Source organism: Streptomyces sp. NBC_00385 (genome assembly GCF_035917155.1).
GTDB classification, from domain to species: Bacteria; Actinomycetota; Actinomycetes; order Streptomycetales; family Streptomycetaceae; genus Streptomyces; species Streptomyces poriferorum.
Map to the genome: position 1 here is coordinate 5,774,373 of NZ_CP107951.1, position 19,002 is coordinate 5,793,374.

Annotated in this window: 15 protein-coding genes; 2 read left to right on the top strand and 13 right to left on the bottom strand. The window is 71.0% G+C overall.

Annotated features, from left to right (window positions below; genetic code table 11):
- Nucleotides 1-30 precede the first annotated feature (30 nt).
- The 3 genes from OG959_RS25865 to OG959_RS25875 all read right to left on the bottom strand — a co-directional run bounded on the left by OG959_RS25865 (nucleotide 31) and on the right by OG959_RS25875 (nucleotide 5,268).
- On the bottom strand, nucleotides 31-1,383 hold the full coding sequence (locus OG959_RS25865) for a vWA domain-containing protein (RefSeq protein ID WP_326662170.1): 1,353 nt from the start codon (nucleotides 1,381-1,383) through the stop codon (nucleotides 31-33).
- A gap of 100 nt (nucleotides 1,384-1,483) precedes the next feature.
- A complete protein-coding gene (locus tag OG959_RS25870) occupies nucleotides 1,484-2,797 on the bottom strand; it encodes a PP2C family serine/threonine-protein phosphatase (RefSeq protein ID WP_326666609.1) in 1,314 nt (437 codons plus the stop codon).
- Entirely contained in the window at nucleotides 2,794-5,268 is a 2,475-nt protein-coding gene (locus tag OG959_RS25875) for a tetratricopeptide repeat protein (protein WP_442805624.1), read from the bottom strand. The genes OG959_RS25870 and OG959_RS25875 overlap by 4 nt, the downstream gene beginning before the upstream one ends.
- Between OG959_RS25875 and OG959_RS38745 the strand changes: the two genes are divergently transcribed.
- Nucleotides 5,252-5,581, top strand: coding sequence for a hypothetical protein (locus OG959_RS38745; RefSeq protein WP_442805625.1), 330 nt, complete (start codon nucleotides 5,252-5,254; stop codon nucleotides 5,579-5,581). The genes OG959_RS25875 and OG959_RS38745 overlap by 17 nt on opposite strands.
- Nucleotides 5,582-5,713: 132 nt before the next feature.
- On the opposite strand, the gene OG959_RS25880 is transcribed toward OG959_RS38745, so the two are convergent.
- From OG959_RS25880 to OG959_RS25925, 10 genes are all read right to left on the bottom strand, one after another.
- The gene (locus OG959_RS25880; RefSeq protein WP_326662173.1) at nucleotides 5,714-7,048 is read right to left on the bottom strand and encodes a hypothetical protein; all 1,335 of its coding nucleotides are present in this window, start codon (nucleotides 7,046-7,048) and stop codon (nucleotides 5,714-5,716) included.
- Nucleotides 7,049-7,148: 100 nt separating this feature from the next.
- On the bottom strand, nucleotides 7,149-8,231 hold the full coding sequence (locus OG959_RS25885; protein WP_442805626.1) for a glutamate ABC transporter substrate-binding protein: 1,083 nt from the start codon (nucleotides 8,229-8,231) through the stop codon (nucleotides 7,149-7,151).
- An 11-nt stretch (nucleotides 8,232-8,242) separates the two neighbouring features.
- On the bottom strand, nucleotides 8,243-9,643 hold the full coding sequence (locus OG959_RS25890) for a hypothetical protein (protein WP_442805627.1): 1,401 nt from the start codon (nucleotides 9,641-9,643) through the stop codon (nucleotides 8,243-8,245).
- Between the two features lie 371 nt (nucleotides 9,644-10,014).
- Entirely contained in the window at nucleotides 10,015-10,989 is a 975-nt protein-coding gene (locus tag OG959_RS25895) for an N-acetylglucosamine kinase (RefSeq protein WP_326662176.1), read from the bottom strand.
- Complete coding sequence (locus tag OG959_RS25900) at nucleotides 10,980-12,245, bottom strand: 6-phospho-beta-glucosidase (RefSeq protein ID WP_326662178.1); 1,266 nt, start codon at nucleotides 12,243-12,245, stop codon at nucleotides 10,980-10,982. The genes OG959_RS25895 and OG959_RS25900 overlap by 10 nt, the downstream gene beginning before the upstream one ends.
- Before the next feature lie 3 nt (nucleotides 12,246-12,248).
- Nucleotides 12,249-13,151 carry a carbohydrate ABC transporter permease gene (locus OG959_RS25905; RefSeq protein WP_326662179.1) on the bottom strand — a complete coding sequence of 301 codons (903 nt, stop codon included), beginning with the start codon at nucleotides 13,149-13,151 and terminating at the stop codon, nucleotides 12,249-12,251.
- Nucleotide 13,152: 1 nt separating this feature from the next.
- Nucleotides 13,153-14,094 (bottom strand): carbohydrate ABC transporter permease, encoded by a 942-nt coding sequence (locus OG959_RS25910; RefSeq protein WP_326662181.1) that lies wholly within the window; start codon nucleotides 14,092-14,094, stop codon nucleotides 13,153-13,155.
- Between the two features lie 10 nt (nucleotides 14,095-14,104).
- Nucleotides 14,105-15,442 (bottom strand): ABC transporter substrate-binding protein, encoded by a 1,338-nt coding sequence (locus OG959_RS25915; RefSeq protein ID WP_326662183.1) that lies wholly within the window; start codon nucleotides 15,440-15,442, stop codon nucleotides 14,105-14,107.
- Nucleotides 15,443-15,504: 62 nt separating this feature from the next.
- On the bottom strand, nucleotides 15,505-16,728 hold the full coding sequence (locus OG959_RS25920; protein WP_326662185.1) for an ROK family transcriptional regulator: 1,224 nt from the start codon (nucleotides 16,726-16,728) through the stop codon (nucleotides 15,505-15,507).
- Between the two features lie 269 nt (nucleotides 16,729-16,997).
- Nucleotides 16,998-18,068 (bottom strand): mechanosensitive ion channel family protein, encoded by a 1,071-nt coding sequence (locus OG959_RS25925; protein ID WP_326662186.1) that lies wholly within the window; start codon nucleotides 18,066-18,068, stop codon nucleotides 16,998-17,000.
- A gap of 366 nt (nucleotides 18,069-18,434) precedes the next feature.
- Here OG959_RS25925 and OG959_RS25930 point away from each other — a divergent pair, with 366 nt between their 5' ends.
- A complete protein-coding gene (locus OG959_RS25930) occupies nucleotides 18,435-18,971 on the top strand; it encodes an HNH endonuclease (protein WP_018552807.1) in 537 nt (178 codons plus the stop codon).
- Nucleotides 18,972-19,002: the final 31 nt, after the last annotated feature.

Here is a 19,002-nt window from a genome sequence, read left to right on the forward strand (position 1 = left end):
GTCGGGCGGCTCATCAGTGCGGATATGTGACTATTTCTTGACGCGAACTGTCTTCGTGGAGCGCGTTTCGAGTGTCATCTCGTCCGCTTCCGCGACCTTCGCCTTCAGTCGCACAGTACCGGTCGCCGCGTCGACGACGTCTACCACCTTCGAAAGCAGTTTCGCAGTGTCCTCGTTCCCGGACGCCGATGCCAACTGCACCGCACGGCCCAGCTTGGCCGTCGCGCCGTCGAAGTCTCCCGACTTGCGTGCATCGAGCCCCTGCTGGATGACTTGTGCCAGTTCGGCCTGACCCGTGTAGTGCGCGACCTGCGGATTGATCGAGGTCGACGCCACCATGTCGTCCGTCCACACCGCCCGTACCAGACCCTGCGAGAGCGTCCGGGGCGCGCCGCCGGCCGGGTCGGGAAGGATCAGTGAGACGCGCGCCGCCAGCATCTCCTGCCCGATTCCGGCCTCCGGCACCTGCACGCACACGTGGTAGTCGCGGGACTCGTCGCCCCAGGAACCGGTGGGGTAGTCGCCCGCGCGCGGACCGGCCTCGGTCCTGCGGTCGGTCAGCTCGGCCACCGTCGGCGCGACCTGCTTCACGAACTTGATCTGCACGCCGACCGGGGTCCAGAGCCGCAGCGCCACGTCCGCGACCTCCTTGCCCATCACGTTCTCCATCATCTGCGTGAAGTCCGCGGCCAGCCCGGCCGGGTCGGCGACGATGTCGGCCGTACCGAGCAGCGCCGAGGCGATCGCTGTGACCTCTTTCACTTCCCAGTCGGTCCCGACACCGCGGGCGTCACACGTGAACCGGCCGGCACACGCGTCGAGCGCGGCCCGCAGATCCTCGGGTGCCTCGTGCTCGTTGCGCCCGTCCGTCAGCAGGATTCCGTGCCGGATCTCCACATCGGCGGCGCCGAGCAGCCGGTCGGCCAGCCGCAGCCAGGTCCCGATCGCCGTACCGCCGCCCGCGCTGAGCCGGCGCAGGGCCTCCTTCGCCTGGGCCTTCGTCTGCGCGTCCGCGACCGCGAGCCGCCCGTTGCCCGGGTACACGTCCTTGGCGACGTGGGTCCCGGCCACCACGGCGAAGGACGTGCCGTCGCGCAGGGTGTCGACGGCCGCCGCCGTCGCGTCGCGGGCGTTGCGCATCTTGGTCGGCGGGTAGTCCATCGATCCCGAGCAGTCCACCATGATCACCACCGCCGCGTCGGTGGCCCCGCCGGGCAGGCGCGGGGTCGTCGAACCCGTCAGCGGAACGCCGCCGGTGGTGCCGCCCCCGGTCGAGGTGACCGTGATGATGCCGTTGACCTCACGGCCGCCCTCGGGCAGGTATTCGTTCTGGTACACCTCGACGGAGAACTGCGGCACGTTCGACTTGGAGAAGTTGGCCATCTGATCGGCTCCTTGAGGCTCCACATGTCAGATGAAGACAGATGTGCGGGCAACGGCATCGGAGGTGCGGGGGCGGACGGAGCGGGACTCACCCGCTGCTTCAGGCGGATCCTGCCCCTTGCGGTGGTACGGCGAACGGCAGCAGGGCCACTGTTACGTTGTCGTGGCCCCCGCCGTCGAGCGCATGGCCCACCAGCACCTGGGCGCCGTGCAGCGGCCGTTCGTACGCGTCCTCGGGCACGGCGGCGGCCATCTCGGCCGCGGACTCCGCGTAGTTCCACAGGCCGTCCGTGCAGACCACCACGAGTCCCGGCCGGTCCGGTTTGAACGACGCGGTGTGCGGCTCCAGTTCGTAGGCGTCCGCGCCGAGCCAGCCCGTGATGGCGTGGGCGCGCTCGTCGGCGTACGCCTCCGCCTCGTTCATCAGGCCGGCCGCGACCATCTGCGCGGCCCAGGAGTCGTCCTCGGTGAGCCGGGCCGGTGCGGTGGTGCGGTCCTCCGGAACCCAGTACACGCGGCTGTCGCCGACCCAGCCGACGACCAGCAGGCCGCTCGCCATGATCGCGCCGACCAGGGTGCAGGCCGGGGCGTTCTGATGGCGGTGCGGATCGTGCTCCTGCGCCTGACCGGGGTCCTGCGCCAGCCGGTTGACCGACTCGGCGGCGGCGACGATCGCCTCGTGCATCGCCTGCTGCGGATGCGTGCCGCGCGGCAGCGACTCCAGCAGCGCCTCGTTGGCGGCGTACGCGGCGGCGGCCGAGGCCTCGTCGGGACGGCTGGCCGACGACACCCCGTCGCACACGATCGCGACGACGGCCGGCGAACCGTCCGGCAACGCGGTGGTCGACACGGCGAACGCGTCCTCGTTGCGGTGATGACGCAGCCCGCGGTCGCTGACCGCGGCGACCGATTCGAGCTCCTGCTCCATGTGGTCGCGCTCGCGCGGCTGGGCGTGGCCGCAGTTCTCGCAGTAGCCGTCGCTGTCGACCCGGCCCGCCCGGCAGGCCACACACACCTTGGTGCCGGCCGACGGGGCCAGAGCCGGGTCGGGGGAGGTACGGGGATCCGGCGCCGCCCCCGCGGCTCCGGGCGCGGCCAGCTCGAAGTCGCCCGATGCGCCGGGCCCGTCGACACGGGTCCCCGGAGGCACCGAACGCTCCGCACCCGGCGTGGAACCGGGAGCCTGCCACGGGGCGGGCTCCACCGCCTCCGGGGCCGGTCCGGAGCCGGCGCCCGGCGAGGGCTCCCCGGCAGGGGTGGCGATGGCGATCGTCGGACGGTCCTGCGGCGGCTCGGGCACGGCCGACAGGTCGTACCCGCACGCACCGCAGAACAGGTCTCCCGGCTCCAGCGGCTCCTCGCAGCCGGGACACCTCGACAAGGCAGTCTCCTGTGGCTTCTGCGACATGTTCACACCCACGTTCGGGGGCGGAAACGGTTGGCCCGCTCCACCAGTTCGATCCTCTCGTCACCGGGCTCCGCCAGCCGGGCGAGCATCCGGTACGACCGCTCCAGCCCGAAACGCAGGCCGCGCTCGTCCAAGTCACTGCCGAGCAGCGTCTTCGGCCCCTGCGCCCCGGAGTACGGGGCCGACTGCGGGTCCGAGGACCGAGCCGTGGGACTACCGGAGAGTACCCAGTCGAGCGCCGTCCCCAGCACCTCGGTCGACAACTGCTCGCGGCGCACCGCGTCCAGACCGAGCCCGGCCAGCCCCGAGACCTGCGCCGACGCGGCCATCAGATCGTTGATCAGCGGGTCGTCCGGGGCCCGTTCGCGCAACCGGGCCCGCACCGCGGCGACCCGGGCCGCCGTGAAGTGGATCGACGCCTCCGGCACCGACTCCAGGGTCCGGACGGCCCCGCCCCGGTCCCCGGCCGCGATCTGCACCCGGGCCAGGCCGAACGCCGCGCTCACGAAGCTCGGATCGGTCATCCACACCAGCCGGTAGTACTCGGCGGCGTTGTCCAGCTGGCCCAGGACCTCGGCGCAGATGCCGAGGGCCAGCTTCGGCGCCGGCTCCCCGGGGAAGGCGTCATAGACCGCGTCGAAGGACAGGGCCGCGTTCTCCTTGTCGCCGGACACCAGGGAGGTGAGCCCGCGGTACCAGACGACCCGCCAGTCGTCCGGGTGCTTCGCCTCCAGCGAGGCCAGGGTCTCCGTCGCACCGGCGAGGTCGTTCATCTCCAGGGCGGCCCGCAGCTCACGCAGCCGGGTCTCCAGCGAGGCGGCCGGTACGGCCTGGAGCGCGGCGATCAGTTCGGCGGGTGCCGAGGCCATCAGCCCGGCGAGGAAGCCCGCGTTGGGGTCGCTCGCGTCGACCCGGGGCACCGGCAGGGCGAGCGAGGTCCCGCGCACATCGAGCCCGGCCAGCCGGGGCCCGTTCGCGCTGTACGGCCCCGGAACGGAGCCCGGATCCGCGAGCGGCACCCGGGGCGCCGGAATGGCCGCCTGGTTCTGCGCGTACGGGAGCGGTGTCCCGCCTCCCTGGCCGCCCGGGACGCCGCCACGGACATGTGTGGTGGTGGACGGCAGGGGCCCGGCTCCCGCGGCGAACCCGGCGGGCGGGCCGGCGGGCAGGGCGCCCGGAACACCGCCGGGCGGCGCCACCGCCACCGGCGGGGACACGGGCGGTGCCAGCGGCGCTCGGCCCCCCCGCCGCCGGCCGAAGAGCCCGGCCCGGCCGGGCTCCGCCGCCCTGGCCCCCAGACGCGAGACATCACCGGTCCGGATCGTGAAGAGCTCCGTGTCGGTGACCCGCAGCTCCGCACCGAACAGCGTGGACAGCGCCGGACGCGGACGCCCCGTCTGCAACGACACCACCTCCCGCAGCACACCCGTCAGCTGCTCCGCCATCTCCGCCGCGGAGGCGAACCGCCGCGCCGGATCGGGGTCGGTGGCCCGTACCAGCAGCCGGTAGAACGACTCGTAGGTGCGGAACACCTCGATGTTGTCCGGGTCGGGCAGCGAGTCCACGAAGACGTTCGTGTACCCCTGGAAGTCGAAGGTGAGCACGGCGAGCGTCCGCGCGACCGTGTACAGGTCGGAGGCCACCGAAGGGCCCGCCTCCGCGACCTCCGGCGCCTGGTACCCCACCGTGCCGTAGATGGCCGACTCCTCGTCGTCCATCCTGCGCACCGCGCCCATGTCGATCAGCTTCAGCTGGTCCTCGGTCTGGATCGCGTTGTCGACCTTGAAGTCGCAGTAGAGCAGGTTGCGGCTGTGCAGATGGCCCAGCGCCTCCAGGGCCTCGATGCCGAACGCGCACGCCTGCTCGACCGGCAGCGGATCCCGCTTCCCGGCCGGGGTGCGGCGCTCGTTGGCGATCTCCTTGAGCGCCTTGCCGCCGACGTACTCCATGACGATGTAACCGTCGAGCGAACCGGTCCGCTGGTCGAGGTGCTCGACGAAGTTGTAGATCCGGACGATGTTGGAGTGCTCGATCTCGGCGAGGAACCGGCGCTCGGAGATGGCCGCCGCCATCGCGTCCTGGTCACCGGTGTCGAGCAGGCCCTTGAGCACCACCCAGCGGTCCGAGACCGCGCGGTCCACGGCGAGGTAGACCCAGCCGAGCCCGCCGTGTGCCAGACAGCCCGCGACCTCGTACTGGCCGTGGACGATGTCGCCGCCCTGGAGCTTGGGCACGAAGGAGTACGGATGGCCGCACTTGGTGCAGAACCCCTCCGTGCGCCCCGGCCGCTCGCCCCTGGCCCGCCCCACCGGCGCTCCGCAGTCCGAACGCGAACAGAACCGCTTGCGCTCCGGCACCTCCGGGTTCTCCATCACCGCGGTACGCGGATCGGGGCGCGGCACATCCGGTACGAGCACCAGCCCGGCACCCAGCCGGTTGCGTCCCGAGGTGCCGGTGGACTTGGCCGAGGAACGCACCGAGACCGAACGCGAGGTGGCGCTCCCGGACAGCGCGCGCGAAAGCCGCCCCGACACCGAACGCCGCGACGTCGACGAGCGCGAGGAGGACCGCGAGGACGCCCTCGACGAGGCCTGCGAACCGCTGCGGGCCGAAGAGCTGTTACTGCCCCTGCTGCCCCGCCCGCCGCCCGCGATACCGGTGGGCGGCGAGCTCACCATCCCATCCCCGAGTTCTCGGCTTCGCTCGAACAGGGGAGACCCCATTGGCGACACGACCGGCGCCAGACCGCAGGTGTCGCAGTACAGCTCACCGCCGCCCATGTCCTCGTAACTGCCCTCGCACGCGGGGCGCTGGCACTGCGTACTCATGGTCATTCCCCCTGTTCGCCCCGCCGCCGCGGCGGCCACGACGCTCCGTCACTACCCGTCCCGCACACCATGTGCCCCGAAGTCCCCGCACCTGTCATGGGTGCCCCCGCCGGTCCTCGGGGCCGGACGGCCCGCGTCCGGCCAGCATGTCCAGTGCCGCGTCCTGATAGCGCTGCACCGTCAGCGCGGCGACCCGCAGATCGCACGGGGCGCTCCACAGCATCCGGCGCGCCGCGTCGTACCGCTCGATGAGGACCGGGTCCTCCGCCAGCCCGTGCCGGGCCACCTTCGCCTTGTACGCGTCGAGCCGGCCACGCAGCTCCGCCCGCACGGCCAGCGGGGCCGTGACCGCCGTCAGCTGCTCCCGGGCCCGCAGCAACTCCTCGTCGGCCTGCTGCTCCAAGGACTCCAGCAGCGGTGAGAGCCGGTGCCACTGGGCGTGCCTGCGGTACTCCGACGCGGCGGCCAGCCGCTCCTGGAGCGCCGTCGGCGGGCCGTTGACCGCGGGCACCTCGGAGGCGGCGATCTTCGCCAGGACCTCACCGCGCGCCGCCCTGGCCTCGGCCAGGGTGCGATCGGCCCGGGACAGGACGTCGCGCAGCTGGACGAGGCGCTGTTCGGCGTCCTGCCGGACCGCGAGCACTGCCTCGACCTCCCGGCGTACCTCGTCCAGCGCCCGGGCCGCCCGGTCGTAGCGCGTCGTGTCCGGGCGTCCGCCGCCCGGCGCCGAACTGCCGGGCCCCGGCAGCCAGAACGCCAGCGGGTCCGAGATCACCTGCACCCGCAGCGTGGTCAGCTCCTGGACGATCGACTCCAGGTCGTCGCCCGCCGGGTGCTCCCCGGGACGGACGCCGACCGAGTGCGCCAGCGAGTGGGTGCGGCGCAGCTCGGCGGCGAGCAGATCTATCCGGGCGGGCATCGCCGACCACACGGAGTCGGAGGCGACGACCATGTCGAGCGAGCGCGCGTACAGCTCGTTCATCCGGTGGACCAGGTCCTCCAGCGTGAAGCGTTCCGAGAGCCGGGCCGGGCCGGTGATCGACGGATCGTGGCCGGCGGCGGCGTGCGCCACCGTGACCCCCTGGCCGCGCAGCAGTTCGGTGAGCGCCACCAGGTCCTCGCGGTTGGGCTGACGGCGCCGGGCCCGCACCTCGCGCGCCCGGTTCAGGGCGCCCGCGTACGCGTCGAAATAGCTCCACAGCAGGGTGATCGACTGCTCGGTGGCGCTCCAGCGTTCCCTGGTGACACCGGTGAGGTCGGCGCCCTCCAGCAGCCGGCGCCCGGCGTGGTCCTGAAGGGCGAGGAGCGAGGTCTCGATCGCCTCGTGCTCCGCGCCGAGACGGGCCAGCGCTCGGTCGGCCTCGTCCCGGTCCATGACCGGGCCGGGAGGCCGGGCCGCGTAGCTGGGGAAGGGGCCCGCGACGCCCATCGATCACCTCTCCGCTCTTCCTGCCGGGCGGGGGCCCGGCAGGATCAGTGCTGTCGACCGCCGGCCGGTCGTCAGTTGCTCGCCGGCCGGGAACCAGGTCCTAGTTCCGGTACTTGGGCGCCGGCGGCGCCGTTATCCCGGGCAGACCGTCCTTCAGCCAGTTCCGGTACGACTGCATCCACAGGCTTTCCATACCACCGGCGCGGTAGTCGACCAGCACCTTGTTGACCCGGGACACCAGGTCGTCGGCGCCCTTCTTCGTGGCCACGCCGTAGTACTCGGTGGTGAAGGGGGCGCCCTTGAGCTCCACGGCGGGGTCCTGCGCGGCCTGGCCGGCCGCGAGGGCGTTGTCCGTGACGACCGCGTCGACCTCGCCCATCTGGAGCCGCACCAGGCAGTCCAGCTGGTTGGGGACGGTGAGCTTGTCCTCGTCGGCCGCGCTGCCGTCGTGCTCGTCCTTGAACACGGAGCCGAACGACTCCTTCTCCAGCGCCTCGTACGCGGTGGAGCCCTCGGCGGTGCAGACCCGCTTTCCGGCCAGCGAGGAGTTGAAGCCGGTGATCGGCTTGTCCTCCTCCGGACCCTTCTTCGGGTCCTCCTTCGGTGCGAGGACCTGCTGACCGGCCTGGAAGTAGGCCGTGGAGAACGACACCTGGTCCAGCCGGGCACAGTTGATCGTCATCGTCCGGACGACGACGTCGACCTTGTCGTTCTGCAGGGCGGCGATCCGCTGGTTGGTGGGGATCGCCCGGAAGATCACCTTGTCCGGGCTGCCGAGGATGTCCTTGGCGATGGCTCGCACCAGATCGATGTCGAAGCCTTCGAGATTCCCGGACTCCGGGTTGCGGAAGCCCCACTGGAAGCTGTTCTGGTCGACGCCGGCGATCAGCTTGCCGCGGTCCTTGATCCGCTTGATCGCGTCGCCCTCCGCCCGGCCGGGCGGCAGGCTGGCCTCCGGGTCCGTGCAGTCGTCGGCCCGGGCCTGGACGGCGTGGGCCGTCCCCGATCCCGTGCCCTGCGCGTCGAAGGCGTCCTTGCCGCTGTGGGAGAGCGGCAGCAGGGTCAGCGATGCCGTCACCGCGCAGGCCGCGGCCATGGCGGTCACCCCGCCCCAGCCGCGCAGCCGGTGCGGACGGCCCCCGCGGGCCGTCCCCGGGCCCGTCCTCGGGTCCTTCGCTGTCATCGCTCCCCCTGTCACCGGAACTCCGAGAGCCTGCGGTTGACGCCGACGATCGCCGCCACCGCGCCCAGCACCGCGAGGGCCGCGGCGCCGATCGGCAGTCCGCCCAGGGCCCCGCGCCCGTCCTTGGCGGCCTGGGTGAACTCACTCTGCTCGTGGGCGATTGCCTTGCGCAGCGCTTCGTCCACCCGGCTGAAGGACTGACCCGTCGAGTTCTCCGACCCGATGATCTGCTCCAGTGCGGTGTCGTAGTCGCCGGCGTCGTCGGTCTTGCGGGCGGTCCGGTGGCGGCCCTGCCACTCGGTGACAGCCCCGATGGCATCCGCCACGGGCTTGGCGCCCTCGGCGTCGTCGGTGTCGCCGGCGAGCTTCGCGGCCCGGTTCAGCTCTTCGACGAGTGCCTTCATGCTTGTGCCGTAGTCGGTCTCGTACTTGTCGTTCTTGCCGTCCGCGGTGAGCACCGCACCGCGGGCGACCACGGTGAGGTTCTCGCTGGAGCGCGCCTTCAGCGAGTCGATGCGCGCCCGGTTGAGCACGTCCAGGGACTGCTGGCCGTGCGTGTTGGCCTCGGCCAGATCGGACCTGGCCACCGTGTGCCCCACCGCCAGCCACAGCAGGACCACGGTCGCCGCCGCGGTCGCCGCGAGCAGGCCGTGGTTGAACACACGGTTCGTCCTGCGGTAGTTGCGCCGCTGGGCCCAGAACAGCACGGCCAGCGCGATGACGCCGATGCCCAGGGAGAAGAACGGCCATGTCCGTGTGGAGTGGTAGTCCTGGTCGAGCCGGTCCGTCTCCGCCGTGTACAGGCGCTCGGCGGCCGGCAGCAGCTCGTTCGCCATCTTCTGGTTGGCGTAGCGGAGGTAGGCGCCGCCCAGCGGCAGTCCCTGCCGGTTGTTGGCACGGGCGCGCTCGATCAGCCCGGTGTAGCGCGGCAGTTCCTTGTTGAGCGTGGTGATCTCGTGGCCGGACTCCGTGGACGCGTCCGTGTTGGCCGCGGCCTTCACCAGCAGCCGGGAGGCGTCGTCGATGTCCTTCACGTACTGGTCGTGCACCGCGCGCGGCTCCTGCGGTCCGGCCAGGAAGCCGCTCGCGGCCGCCGCGTCCGCGTCGGCCAGCGAGCGGTAGATGCCCGCCGCGTCCGCGCTGAGCGGCTGACTGCGTTCCACCACGTCGTTCGCCGCAGCCGCGCGGTCGCTGATCTCGAACGCCGTCACCGCCCCGAACGCCACGACGAGCAGCGCCAGCACGGCCCCGATGATCTGGAGCCGGCCCGGCTCGGTGGTCGCCGCGGCACGCAGCCGCTCCGTCACGACCGCCCGGACACTGTGCGGCGGCGGCGCGGGCACGGCCGCCGGCCCAGGCTGCTGCTCCGGCGCGTGGTGCGGCGCCGGGCGTACATTCGGCGGGTATGTCACTTGACCTCCCCCTCGGTCACTGACGGCGGCCCGCCCCCCGGCCGATCGGGGGGACTGGTACCCGGCCAGAAGTATGGCCGCAGGGACCGGCGTCCACAGGCGAACGCACGGATCCTGCACCGGTCCACGAAGCAGCCGACTGTGATCAGCCGCGGTCACACAGCATTCGATCAAGGCCGACGCCGCCGATCAAGACGATCGGCGGAGCAATCCCCGAGCATTCCCGAAGCGATCCCCTGAGCAATCCCCGCAGCGAATCGATCTCCCCACTCATGAACACGTCCGGGGCAACTGATCGGTTCCCATGCGAAGAAGACGCCCCGTAACCCGAAGGCTACGGGACGCCTCCGACACCCGGCGCGTCCGTCCCGTCAGACGTACTGCGTCCGGAGTCTGGCGTGCACCTCCGGTGCCGCGCCCGTGTGGTCCAGGCCCAGCAGCCCGGCACCCAGTACGGGGGACTCCTTCACCACCCGCACCACCGCCTTGGGGGCGCGCACGGCGAGGAGTTCACCGATCCGGGCGTCCAACTGAGGGTGACGGGCGGCCAGCACACTGCCGCCCAGGACGACCGGCACCGCCTCGTCGAGCAGGCCGAGCCGGGACAGCGCGACCGAGGACAGCGCCACGACCTCCTCGGCCAGCCGGTCCACCAGCCCGCGCGCCACCGCGTCGCCGGCCGCCGCGGTCGTGAACAGCACCGGCGACAGCTCATGCCGCCGCTCCGACGCGATCCGGCCCAGGTGCAGGGCCTCGATCAGCGCGTACATCGAGCCGAGCCCGAAGTGCGCGGGCAGCGTACGGGCCAGCTCGGTCGGCTCACCGCGGCCGTCCTCGGCACGCGAGGCGAACCACATCGCCTCCTCGGAGAGTCCCGAACCGCCGCCCCAGTCACCGGATATCCGGCCGATCGCGGGGAAGCGCGCGGTCCGCCCGTCCGGCACCATGCCGACACAGTTGATCCCCGCTCCGCAGACGACGGCCACCCCGCGCGGCTCGTCGGCCCCGGCCCGCAGGATCGCGAAGGTGTCGTTGCGCACCTCCACCGTGCGACCCCAGCCACGGGCGAGCAGCGCCTCGGTCAACTGCTCCTCCTCGACCGGAAGATCGGCGTTGGCGAGGCAGGCGGACACATGGGCGACGGACCCGGCGTCCGCACCGGCGGAGTCCAGCACCCGCTCCACCGCCGCGCCGAGCACGTCCACGGCCGTGCCGATGCCGACCACAGGCGGCTGGAACCCGCCGCCGCGGGCCGTGGACAGCACGGTGCCGTCCTCACCGATGAGTGCCACATCGGTCTTGCTGTTCCCCGCGTCGATCGCGAGGACCGAACCGTTCACGCCCACGCCAGGTGCTCCCGGTTGTGCGCGATCAGCTTGTCGGTGAGCGCCTCGGCGTACTCGAACTGGCCGATCAGGGGGTGCGCGAGCAGCGCCTTGAACACCCGGTCGCGGCCACCGCGCAGCGCGGCCTGAAGCGCCAGGTCCTCGTACGCCGTCACGTTGGCGATCAGGCCGGAGTGCAGCGGGTCCAGTTCCGGCACGGCGAGCGGCGTCGCGCCGGTCCCGTCGACCTTCGCCTGCACCTCGATCACCGCGTCGTCCGGCAGGAAGGGCAGCGTCCCCTTGTTGTAGGTGTTGACCACCTGCACCGCGGAGCCGCCGCCGCCGAGCAGCGAGGCCGCCAGGTCCACGGCCGCCTCCGAGTAGAAGGCGCCGCCGCGCTTGGCGAGCAGCGCGGGCTTCTCGTCCAGCGCCGGGTCCCCGTACATGGCGAGGAGTTCCTTCTCCATCGCGGCGACCTCGGCCGCCCGCGAGGGCTTGGTCCCGAGCTCCCGCACGACCTCGTCGTGCGCGTAGAAGTAGCGCAGGTAGTACGAGGGGACGACGCCGAGCCGGTCCACGATCGCCCGCGGCATGTGCAGGTCGTCCGCGATCGCGTCGCCGTGCTCGGCGATCAGCCGCGGCAGCACGTTCTCGCCCTCCGGGCCGCCGAGGCGCACCCCGAGCTCCCAGCTCAGGTGGTTCAGCCCGACGTGGTCGAGGTGCACCTCACCTGGGGTCACGTCGAGCAGAGCTGCGAACTTGCGCTGGAAGCCGATGGCCACGTTGCACAGGCCGACGGCCTTGTGCCCGGCCTGGAGCAGCGCCCGGGTGACGATGCCGACCGGGTTGGTGAAGTCGATGATCCACGCGTTCGGGTTGGTGCGCCGGACGCGTTCGGCGATGTCCAGGACGACGGGGACGGTGCGCAGGGCCTTGGCGAGGCCGCCGGCCCCGGTGGTCTCCTGACCGACGCAGCCGCACTCCAGCGGCCATGTCTCGTCCTGGTTGCGGGCGGCCTGGCCGCCCACGCGCAGCTGGAGCAGGACCGCGTCGGCGTCGGCGACGCCCGCGTCGATGTCCGAGGTGGTGACGATCCTCCCCGGGTGGCCCTGCTTGGCGAAGATCCGCCGGGCGAGGCCGCCGACGAGTTCGAGCCGGTGGGCGTCCGGGTCGACGAGCACGAGTTCCTCGACCGGCAGGGTGTCCCGCAGCCGTGCGAATCCGTCGATCAGTTCAGGTGTGTAGGTGGACCCGCCACCCACTACTGCGAGCTTCATGAATCAGCCCTTTACTCCGGTCAGTGTGACGCCCTCGACAAATGCCTTCTGTGCGAAGAAGAAGACGACGATCACAGGGGCCATGACCAGAACGGTCGCGGCCATGGTCAGGTTCCAGTCGGTGTGGTGTGCGCCCTTGAAGGACTCCAGTCCGTAACTCAGCGTCCACGCAGCCGGGTTCTCGGAGGCGTAGATCTGGGGGCCGAAGTAGTCGTTCCAGGCGTAGAAGAACTGGAAGAGGGCGACGGCGGCGATGCCCGGCTTGGCCATCGGGATCACGACGCGCAGCAGGGTGCGGAACTCGCCGCAGCCGTCGACCTTCGCCGCGTCCAGGTACTCGTTGGGGATGGTCAGCAGGAACTGCCGCAGCAGGAAGATGGAGAACGCGTCACCGAACGCCATCGGGATGATCAGCGGCCAGAGCGTGCCGGACATGTCCAGCTGCTTGGCCCAGAACAGGTACATCGGGATGACGACGACCTGCGGCGGCAGCATCATCATCGAGATGACGAGCATCAGCGACAGATGCCGGCCGCGGAAGCGGAACTTGGCGAGCGCGTACGCCACGGGCAGCGAGGACACGACCGTGAGGACGGTGCCCAGACCCGCGTACAGCAGGGTGTTCTTCCACCAGGTCAGGAACCCCGGAGTGTCGAACACCTCCTTGTAGTTGCTCCACTCGAAGGGGCGCGGCCACAGGTCACGGGTCAGTGCCTGCTGGTCGCTCATCAGCGAGGTGAGGAAGAGGAAGACGAACGGCAGCACGAAGAAGAGCGCGGCCGCGACGCCGAGCGAGTGCACACCGATCCAGTGCAGCAGCGCCTTGCGGCGCGCTACCCGCTCGGCCGGGGTGACGGGGTCGCTCGCCGGGCCGGCGGCCTTCGGGGTGTCGAGTACCTGCGCCACGTCACTCACCTGCCTGGATCAGTCCGCTGCGGCGCCGCATCAGCAGTGCGGTGAACGCCATGGCGAGGACGAAGAGAACGAGCGCGACCACACAGGCGGAGCCGTAGTCGAAGCGCTGGAAACCGAGGTTGTAGACCAGCTGCGGAAGCGTCAGTGTCGACTTGTCGGGATAGCCGGGCTCGAACTGCTGCCCCGAGCCGCCCATGACACCGGACGCGACCTTCCCGGCCACGAGCGGCTGGGTGTAGTACTGCATCGTCTGGATGATGCCGGTGACCACGGCGAACATGATGATCGGCGAGATGTTCGGCAGCGTGACGAAGCGGAACCGCTGGTACGAGGACGCCCCGTCCAGCTCCGCCGCCTCGTACTGCTCCTTCGGTACGTCGAGGAGCGCGGCCATGAAGATCACCATCAGGTCGCCCACCCCCCACACCGCGAGGGCGGTCAGCGCCGGCTTGGACCAGGTGGCGTCGGTGAACCAGCCGGGGGTCGGCAGTCCGAGCTCGCCGAGGATCGAGTTGACCGGTCCCGTACCCGGGTTGAGGAGGAAGACGAAGCCCAGCGTGGCGGCGACCGGCGGTGCCAGGTAGGGCAGGTAGAAGAGGGTCCGGAAGACGCCGGTACCCGTCTTGATCTTGGTGATCAGCAGGCCGACGCCGAGACCGAAGACCACCCGGCAGGTCACCATGACCAGGACCAGCCACAGCGTGTTGCGCAGGGCGGGCCAGAACAACGGGTAGTCGTTGAAGACGAACGACCAGTTCTGCAGCCCGCTGAACTCGGGGGCGGAGAAACCGTCGTAGCTGGTGAAGGAGAAATAGAGCGTGGAGATCAGCGGGTAGGCGAAGAAGACGCAGAACCCGATCAGCCACGGCGACATGAAGGCCGCCGTCCGAAGCGCCGAGCGACGGCGCTTCGAACGGAGTGTGTACGTGCTCATCGCGTCGGCTCTACTTCGCCTGTGCGATCGCCGCGTCGATTTCCTTCGCGGTCTTCTCCAGGCCCGCCCTGATGTCCTTCTGGGTGCCCTTCTCGACCTCGAAGCCGAGGTTCTGCAGGGACGTCAGGTACGCGCCGCCGTTCACCGAGGGCGGGGTGGTGGTGGACTTCGGGTTGGCCGCGATGTCCAGGAAGGTCTTGAAGCGCGGGTCGTACTTCAGCTTCGGCGACTTGAGCGCGGCGAGCGTGGAGGGCACGTTGTGGATGGCGTTGGCGAAGTTCACCACCGCGTCGGTGTCGGTCGTCATGAACTTCACCAGCTCCCAGGCGGCGTTCTGCTTGCTGGAGGTGGCGGCGATCCCGGCGATGGTACCGGTCAGATAGCCCTTGCCGTACGTGTCGGCCTCGTCGTCGGCGACGGGCATCGGGGCCACGCCGATCTCGAACTCCGGCTTGGTGTCCTCGGCCATGCCGAGCCGCCACTCGCCGTCCAGCTGCATGGCCACCTGGCCGGTGTGGAACGGGTGCTTCGCGCCCCACTCGTCACCGAAGCCGGTACGGAACTTCTCCAGCTTCTGGTAGCCGCCGAGCGAGTCGACCAGCTTCTTCTGGTTGGTGAGCATCGACGTGAACGCCGGGTCCTTGGCGATGTTGGACTTGCCGTCCGCGTCGAAGTACGACGGGTTCCAGCTGCCGAGGTAGTGCTCGGTCGTCGACTCGTAGCCGTGGTAGTTCGGCATGAAGCCGAGCTGCTCGTACGAGTCGCCCTTGGTCTTCGTCAGCTTCTTGGCGTCGGCGGCGAACTCGGACCAGGTCTTCGGCGGGCTCGCGATCCCGGCGTCCTCGAACGCGTCCTTGTTGTAGTACAGCCCGTACGCGTCGCCCAGCAGCGGCACCGTGCAGCGCACGCCGTCGAACTGCGTGTACTCGTTCATCGCCTTCGGGAAGGTCGCGTCCGCGTCGATCCCGTCCTTCTTCAGGAACGGGTTGAGGTCGACGAACGCCTTCGACGAGCAGAACTTGCCCACGTTGTTCGTGGTGAACGACGAGACGACGTCCGGAGCCTTGGAACCGCCCGCACGGAGTGCCTGGTTGATCTTGTCGTCGGTCATGTTGCCGACGACCTTCACATGGATGTTGGGGTGCGCCTTCTCGAAGGCGGCGACCGTGTCCTGGATGCCCTTGACCTCGTTCGGGGCGCTCCAGCCGTGCCAGAAGTTGATGGTCGTCTCCTTGGACGCGTCATCACTGGCACCGGAGCTGCTCTGACCGGTACAGGCGGAGGCGAACAGGGCTATCGCGGCGGTCGCGGCGAGCGCGACGGCCGGCTTCCGGCGGTTTCCGGACATGGTGATGTCTCCCGATGAAGGGTTGGGACAGGGGGAAGGAAGGTGTACGTGGAGGTGCGGGGTCAGCGCGAGGTGTCGAACACTTCGTCGCGAGTGGTGGCGAGCGCGCTCTCCAGCGCGCCACGCAGGACGGGGCGGTGGGTCACCTCGCCGGTGATCAGCTTGGGGCGGGACGCCGCCAGTTCGGCGAGTTCGGCGGCCACCCGGGCGCGCAGCGGTTCGCCGCCGCGCGCGATCAGCTCACCGGACAGCACGACGACCTCGGGGTCCAGGACGGCGACCATGGAGGCGAGACCGGTGGCCAGGCCGGTGGCGAACAGGTCGAGGAGCCGGCCGTACGGCCCGCCCCCGCCCTGCTCCACGGCCTCGGCCGCCCGGCCCACCAGGCGGGCCGCGATCTCGTGATGGGTGCCCGGGCCGCGCACCGCCTCGTCGTCGATTCCGAGCTCACGGGCCAGCCGGGCGAGCACCTGGGCGCCCGCCAGTTCCTGGAAGCCGCCCGCGTTCGCCTTGGTGACCTGGCGGACCAGCGGAGCGCCCGGCACCGGCAGGAAGCCGACCTCGCCGGCGCCGCCGGTGAAGCCGCGGTGCAGCCGGCCGTTGATGACGAGGGCCGCGCCGAGGCCCTCCTCGTTCCACAGCAGCACGAAGTCCTCGTGCCCCCGCGCCGCGCCCAGCCGCTGTTCGGCCACCGCGACGAGGTTCACGTCGTTCTCGTACTCCACCGGCATCGGCAGGAAGGCCGCCAGCTCGTCCAGCAGGGTGGGGGAGTGCCAGCCGGGCAGGTGCGAGGCGTACCGCAGCCGGCCCGTGCCCGGGTCGAACGCGCCCGGCGTGCCGATGACGACCCGGTGCACGTCGGACCGGGTCAGCCCGGCCTCCTTGACGGCCCCGTCCAGCGCTTCCGCGACCTGCCGGACCACACTGTCGGCGCGACGCCCGGGGGTCCGCAGTTCGAACTCGCCGACCGTCTCGCCCGTCACATCGGCGACGGCTGCGACGATCCGCTGGGCGTTCACATCGAGCCCCGCGACATGCGCGGCCGACGCGTTGACGGCGTACAGCTGCGCGTTGGGCCCGGGCCGCCCGGCCGCGGTCCCGGTCGCGACGACCAGGCCGGCCGCCTCCAGCCGGGCCAGCAGCTGGGAGGCGGTGGGCTTGGAGAGCCCGGTCAGCTTCCCGATCCGGGTCCGCGACAGGGGCCCGTGCTCCAGCAGCAGATCCAGGGCGGCGCGGTCGTTCATGGCGCGCAGGACGCGGGGGGTACCCGGCGTGGTTCCGGCCATGGTCACTGCACCTGCCCTCTGTTAGGAAAGTTTCCTATTCGGTGGGAGGACCGTAGGCCGCACGTCACCGGGGCGTCAATGGTCCGCACCGCGGTGGCAACCAAAGCGTTACCTGCGCGGGGCCGGTGCGGCCCGGGACGGCGCGGCGTCACGGAGGCCCGGATACCCAACGCCGCTCATGAAGAACCGAGTTGCCCGGGAAACACGGCCGAGGGGCACCCCGCGGACTTCGCGGGGTGCCCCTCGGCCGTGCGGCGTACGGCCGCGCGCTACTTCGTGATGTTCGGCGTCGCCGGGGGGATCGGGGTCGCCGCCAGGGACTGGGGCGAGGTGGCCGAGGCGTACGCCGAAGGGGCGGCCATCGCTGCCGTGGGGTCGGCGGCCGAGGGCTCGTCCGGCTGGGCCGGGATGCCGCCGACCATGCGGATGCCGGCCTCGTCGAAGGCGCGCTTGATGCGCCAGCGCAGCTCGCGCTCCACACCCAGCGCCTTGCCCGGCATCGTCTTCGCGGTGACCCGGACCGTCATCGAGTCCAGCAGCACGCTGTCCAGGCCCAGGATCTCCACCGGACCCCACAGGCGCTCGGTCCACGGGTCGTCCTTGGCCATCAGCTGGGCGGCCTCGGTGATCACGGTACGGATCCGGTCCAGATCCTCCGTGGGGCGCACCTGTACGTCGACCCCGGCGGTGGACCAGCCCTGGCTGAGGTTGCCTATCCGCTTCACCTCGCCGTTGCGGACGTACCAGATCTCGCCGTTGTCACCGCGGAGCTTGGTGACCCGCAGACCGACCTCGATGACCTCGCCGGAGGCCACGCCCGCGTCGATGGTGTCCCCGACGCCGTACTGGTCCTCAAGGATCATGAAGACGCCGGACAGGAAGTCGGTGACCAGGTTGCGCGCACCGAAGCCGAGGGCCACACCGGCGACGCCCGCGGAGGCCAGCAGCGGCGCCAGATTGATCTCGAACGCGCCCAGGATCATCAGGGCGGCCGTGCCGAGGATCAGGAACGAGGCCACCGAACGGAGTACGGAACCGATCGCCTCCGAGCGCTGCCGGCGCCGTTCCGCGTTGACCAGCAGGCCGCCGAGCGCGGTGCCCTCCACTGCCTGGGCGCTGCGGTTCATGCGCTCGATGAGCTTGGTCAGCGTGCGGCGGACGGCGATGCGCAACGCGATCGCGATCGCGGCGATGAGCATGATCCGCAGGCCGGTGTTCAGCCAGGTGGACCAGTTCTCCTCCACCCAGCTCGCGGCGTTGCCGGCCTGCTTCGCGGCTTCGTCCAGCGAGCCGCCGGGCTCGGGAGACGGGGCTGCGGCCAACAGGGCGGACAGGGACACGGCGAAACCTCCAGTTGGGCGAGCGCTGAACAACCACACTAACGGGGCATCCGGAATGCTCCGTTGCCGTGACGGAGGGGAGAGACGCGTCTCACCCGGGGATAGGGAAGAGGTAAGGGACGTGTCCCGCGAGGCAGTGTGTGTGTGCGGCCTGTGGCCGATCGCACACCGGGCGCGCTCGCGGCGGGCAGGCCCCCGAAGCGCCTGTTCCGGCGCGTCCCGTCGTACGGGCGGCAGGGTCCCGGAAGAAAATCCTTCCGGCCCGTTACCCGCACGTGGTGGCGCTTCGACCAGGCAGGAGGGGAGACTGAGACCGGATCGTCCCGGCGCGAGCCACGCGCCGCCGGCGTACAAGGAGGCGTCCACGTGCCGCATGTCCTGGTTCTCAACGCGTCGTACGAGCCGCTCGGCGTCGTACCGCTCCGCCGCGCGCTCGTCCTCGTCCTCGAGAACAAGGCCATTTGCCTTGAGGAGTCCGGCGCCTTCATGCACAGTGCCACCCGTGCCGTTCCGGCCCCGAGCGTCGTCCGGCTGAAGCGGTTCGTACGCGTTCCCTACCGGGGGCCCGTCCCGCTGACCCGCCGGGCGCTCTTCGCCAGGGACGGCGGGCGCTGCATGTACTGCGGCGCCGCCGCGACCAGCGTCGACCACGTCATCCCGCGCAGCCGCGGCGGACAGCACGCCTGGGACAACGTGGTGGCCGCCTGCCGCCGCTGCAACCACGTCAAGGCCGACCGTCATCTGCCCGAGCTCGGCTGGCGGCTGCACCAGCAACCCGCGCCGCCGACCGGACTGGCCTGGCGGATCATCGGCACGGGGCACCGCGACCCGCGCTGGCTGCCCTACTTGCAACCGTTCGGCGCGGACGACGCGATGGCCCGGATCGACGGCATCTCAGCCTGACGATCCGGGCTTCCGTGTCTCCGCCTCGCGC

Coding starts and splice junctions, on each gene's coding strand:
- OG959_RS25865 (WP_326662170.1), bottom strand. CDS start 1,383: ATGGCCAACTTCTCCAAGTCGAACGTGCCGCAGTTCTCCGTCGAGGTG.
- OG959_RS25880 (WP_326662173.1), bottom strand. CDS start 7,048: ATGGGCGTCGCGGGCCCCTTCCCCAGCTACGCGGCCCGGCCTCCCGGC.
- OG959_RS25885 (WP_442805626.1), bottom strand. CDS start 8,231: ATGACAGCGAAGGACCCGAGGACGGGCCCGGGGACGGCCCGCGGGGGC.
- OG959_RS25900 (WP_326662178.1), bottom strand. CDS start 12,245: ATGAAGCTCGCAGTAGTGGGTGGCGGGTCCACCTACACACCTGAACTG.
- OG959_RS25910 (WP_326662181.1), bottom strand. CDS start 14,094: ATGAGCACGTACACACTCCGTTCGAAGCGCCGTCGCTCGGCGCTTCGG.
- OG959_RS25915 (WP_326662183.1), bottom strand. CDS start 15,442: ATGTCCGGAAACCGCCGGAAGCCGGCCGTCGCGCTCGCCGCGACCGCC.
- OG959_RS25920 (WP_326662185.1), bottom strand. CDS start 16,728: ATGGCCGGAACCACGCCGGGTACCCCCCGCGTCCTGCGCGCCATGAAC.